The sequence below is a fragment of the Fulvivirga sp. genome (assembly GCF_040220315.1).
Lineage (GTDB): Bacteria > Bacteroidota > Bacteroidia > Cytophagales > Cyclobacteriaceae > Fulvivirga.
Genome location: NZ_JAVJUY010000167.1, coordinates 1 through 4,230 on the forward strand (window position 1 = coordinate 1; position 4,230 = coordinate 4,230).

Sequence of the window (4,230 nt, forward strand, 5' to 3'; positions counted from 1 at the left end):
GTGGTCTAAAGAATAGGGAGTACTAAACAATCTCCAGGATATGCAAATCATTGAGTATTAGTCTTGATGAATTACTTAAGGTCTAAGTACCTCACGAATTGACTGCAATTCAACGGATTTTAAATTGGAGCTTTCTGATGCATCATGAATAAGTTCATATAAGTGAACTACTTTGTTAATGTCCTCCTGCCACTCCAAATTCCACTCTGAAACCCTTCTTGCAATCTTGTCTCCTATTGGGCTGTAATTTCTTTCGTGATCTGGAAGTTCTAAAAGTTGGTTGAGTGTGATATTTAACGCTCTCGATAATCTAAGGCAAGCCATAACAGGAATCTCTCTTTGACCTCTTTCATATTTTGATAATGCCGAGGGATGCACACAAATATTCTCTGCCAATTCTGATTGAGAAATTCTCTTTTTGGTTCTCTCGAAAATTATTCGAGCGCCAACAGCTATCCAATCGATTTCTTGTTTTCCTGTCAATTTCTTGCTCATTTGTCAACAAAGAATTGCCAATATGTCAAGATATCTCATTTCTCGATAAATTAAGTTGGACTTGATTCTTTATTTGGCTAATTAAGTCTAATTATTGACCAAAAGAGGCTAAATGCGCATCCCGTTGCGCATTTTCTTTAAATTCTATAACCATTATAATCAGCCCTCTTATGATACCACAAACAATTGATATTTCTGCTGGCTCTCGCGTATCTATAGATTTCCTCAGGAGAAATAAAATCCCAGAGCATGTCATTACCCAGGGAGTAAATGACTTTGAAACAGGAAGATCAAAGGAGTGGAAATGTGACCAATTCTCGGTAAATAATGTGATCTACTTTTATTCCGACTACTTACCTAAAAGAATAACAGATCATCTGTTGAATAATTGTAAGCTTAAGGTGTCTGTTAACAACATTCCTAACAGACTCCTTGATAAAAGACACTTGGTAGCCCTCAAAGTTGCTCATGAAAAAGAGTACAAAGATTTCCTTAGTCATTTCACTTTGGTAAAAACTGAAGAAAGGCAAAAGTTTTACGCACAGAAACATGCGGTATTATTAAAGGCTTTAGAGATTTACATAGAACTCAAGTGCAAACGATCCGTAATCTTAAAAATCTATAAGTCCTTCATTCACCTGGGTTACAACTACTACTCAACTCCTGAATCATTTAGAAGAAAATTCAGAGAACTCCGACAATCAGACAACTTCGCTGAATCTGTTATTCATAAAGCTGTTGGTAAAGGAAATCCCGCTATAAGGAAGGTAGATGAATGGCATCTTTGTAAAATCGTCGACCTTATGGGAAAGGGGCTGTTAAAGACTGAAATACTGAAGGAAATCAACAAATGCTCACCAACTCACAAACGCATTAAATATTCAACCCTTCTAAATCATATCTCGCAAGAGGTCAAAAATATTACATCAGAAAAAAGATACGGATATGATTTTTTTAAAAAACACTTGGAACCCTACATAAGAAGACAAAAGCCAAATTATAAAATGCAGGTAGTTGAGGCTGATGGAAGTAGGTTTCAAATTCCATATTTAAGTGAGGACGGTAAGGTTAAGTTTCTTAAGCTCTATGTAATCATCGATATATACTCGTCAACAATCATAGGCTTTAGCCTAGAAGAAGAGGAGACAACCGATATGGCATTGGAAGCCTACTTCATGGCTCTTGATATACATCATTTTGTGCCAGCATGCATCATTACAGATAAATCATCAGCTCATACCTCTGATCGCTTCAGCAAGTTTAAGAAGGATACCAATAAACTATTTGGGACCCTATGGAGGGAGCATCTTCCGGATTACCCCAATGCCAAAGGAACCGTCGAGAATTTCTTTCGCAATTTCCACATTCAAATCGCTAGAAATTACTTTGACTACATAGGCTTAGGGATTACTGCAAAATCTGATGATCACAAAATCAATAAGGATAGAATCAAGTACCTCTATAAAAATAAGAACTCTTTAAAATCTCGATCCGAACTTATCTCTTTTGCTGCCAGGTTAATTCACCAATGGAATACAAGAGTCGGGAAAGCAGCATCACCACAACAGAAGTTTAACTCTGGTGAGATATTGGATGCCAAATCCATATCACAGGATCAAATTGCTCGAGTCTGTTGGTCAAAAGTTACACGTAAAGTCGAAAGGTCAAAAATCAATTTCGGAAGGTTTGAATATGCACTTGAGGATAATGACAACAGAGTCAAATACAATATGACAGCAGTTGATACTTACTATAATTCGAAAATTGATGATTACGTATTCTTGTTTGATGGGGATCAGTTCATTGAGAAGGTGTATAAGAAAGAGTTCTATCATGAAAATGATCCGAGAAAGTATGGGAAGATCAAGCAAAACAAATCCCTAAGGACACATACAAACTCATTGTATAAGGCCAACCAAAAAGAGCTGCACATACTAAAATCCAATGATCCCATAGTTAGCATGTACTATGAGGAAAGTAAGGATGATGTAAATGAAAATTTTGAATCCTTTATCAATCAATATGTGCTTGAAGGTGAGAAAATCGATAGAAACAAAGTAATAGACGAGCAACCTTTTCCTGAGTATGAATTTTAAAGATGCCCTATGGAAACAACCAAAACCAAACCGATTAGCAAAATTCAGGATTTCCCATCGGTAAAAAGACCAATTATCGTTCCAACCTCAAATTACCTTCTCATTGAAGATTGGGTAGAGTTCGCCAGAGAAAAAAAAGCTTTGGTACTTCTTATCGGTGAAAATGGTTACGGGAAGACAACCACACTTAAAAAGATCAGCTCGCAAATCGAATCTTCAATTTATATAAAAGTAGGTAGAGGAGAACCAGCCAGACATTTCTATAGTAGATTTCTGACGGAGGTTGATATACTGAACCAGTACAATAAGAAAGAAGTATTCAAAAACCCGCACATCTTTCACCTCATGGATCAATCAATAAATATAATCAATGAAAGGAATGATTTGGATTTGATTCTAATTGATGAGTTTGGCAACCTGGACAAGCGGTATATCTCCTACGTTCGGCAAATATGGGATGAAGTTCAATTCAACGCTGGAATGGTACTAGCTGGACCTCCTTCACTCATGGCTGACCTACTCCGTTGGCAAAAATTTAAAACCAGAGGAATAAATGAACTCCTATCAAGAATTGGAAGTAGGAGAAAAGTTCTGAAAGTGCATACATACAATGACATCAAAAAGATTTGCAAATCAAGAGGTATTGTGCTTGATTCCGAGATTAATCATTTCTATAAAGTAGCTCCAGATCTTCGCGTCCTGCAGATCCTAATTGATGATTATAAAGACGGTCGTTTTAAGATTTAATGAAAGATATTTTCTTAATTATCTGTCCCGTAAGTGGTGACATCAAAGCCATAAGTAAAAGAAGGTATGGCAAACTTCCTTCAGATATATTGAGTAATCCGGACTACTTTTCATGGAATAAAAACCTGAAAGAGAAACATCTCAAACCCATTTTCAGAATTCTTGATAAAACGCCAAATGAAGACCTTGACCTAATCTTTGAAATGTATCTTGGCTTATTTAAGGCATGGAACTTGGAACTTTTCAATTTTTCTTACCCAAAAAAATATGAAGTTTTCAAAAGAGCAATAGAGTCACCATACACTGGAAATCAATACATGATAACTGATTTGGGATATCTAAAAGAAAAGCTGGATCATATTGCTTTTGAAGTCAATCATAAGAGGATATCAAGTGTTGACAGGAATTTCCTGATTGAATTAATTATTTATTGCGGACTTAACTGCTTATGTGATTATCGTTGGGATAAAATTCCCATTCTAAGTTTAACATGGAACTATGTAGATAAGATAGTTTCCAATGAAAATATATCTCCAAGAAGCTACTCATTTCTTTACAATATCGACCATTTATCGAGATCAAATGGTGGTGAAGATCTATTCTTTCAGGAAATCTACCACTATCCCGTCGAGAACATAATTAATTGCTTGAATCACCTTTTTGCGCACTTCCAGATTAGAATCTCCTTTACCAAACAGATATGGGACAATGCTTACTCCATTATTCAATACCTTCATAACCGACCAGAATACAATCGAAAATATGAGGTTGTTCAGATGTTTTCAGATCTAGAAAGTGACAAGGAAAATTTGCTCTCAGATCGACAATTTGACCAGAGGTGTGATTGGACGCACGAAGAGATTATGGAGAAGATCTAAGCCTTGAAGGTTCA

Annotated in this window: 4 protein-coding genes; 3 read left to right on the forward strand and 1 reads right to left on the reverse strand. The window is 36.1% G+C overall.

Features of this window, described 5'->3' with window-relative positions; translation table 11 throughout:
- Positions 1–75: 75 nt before the first annotated feature.
- Complete coding sequence (locus tag RLO81_RS08140; RefSeq protein WP_350109859.1) at positions 76–495, reverse strand: helix-turn-helix domain-containing protein; 420 nt, start codon at positions 493–495, stop codon at positions 76–78.
- A 170-nt stretch (positions 496–665) separates the two neighbouring features.
- Here RLO81_RS08140 and RLO81_RS08145 point away from each other — a divergent pair, with 170 nt between their 5' ends.
- From RLO81_RS08145 to RLO81_RS08155, 3 genes are read left to right on the forward strand one after another with little or no spacing between them, the layout of a single operon-like run.
- On the forward strand, positions 666–2,591 hold the full coding sequence (locus RLO81_RS08145; RefSeq protein ID WP_350109862.1) for a transposase family protein: 1,926 nt from the start codon (positions 666–668) through the stop codon (positions 2,589–2,591).
- A 9-nt stretch (positions 2,592–2,600) separates the two neighbouring features.
- A complete protein-coding gene (locus RLO81_RS08150) occupies positions 2,601–3,338 on the forward strand; it encodes an AAA family ATPase (protein ID WP_350109865.1) in 738 nt (245 codons plus the stop codon).
- On the forward strand, positions 3,338–4,216 hold the full coding sequence (locus tag RLO81_RS08155) for a hypothetical protein (RefSeq protein WP_350109868.1): 879 nt from the start codon (positions 3,338–3,340) through the stop codon (positions 4,214–4,216). Before RLO81_RS08150 ends, RLO81_RS08155 begins: the two co-directional genes overlap by 1 nt.
- The last annotated feature ends 14 nt before the right edge of the window (positions 4,217–4,230 follow it).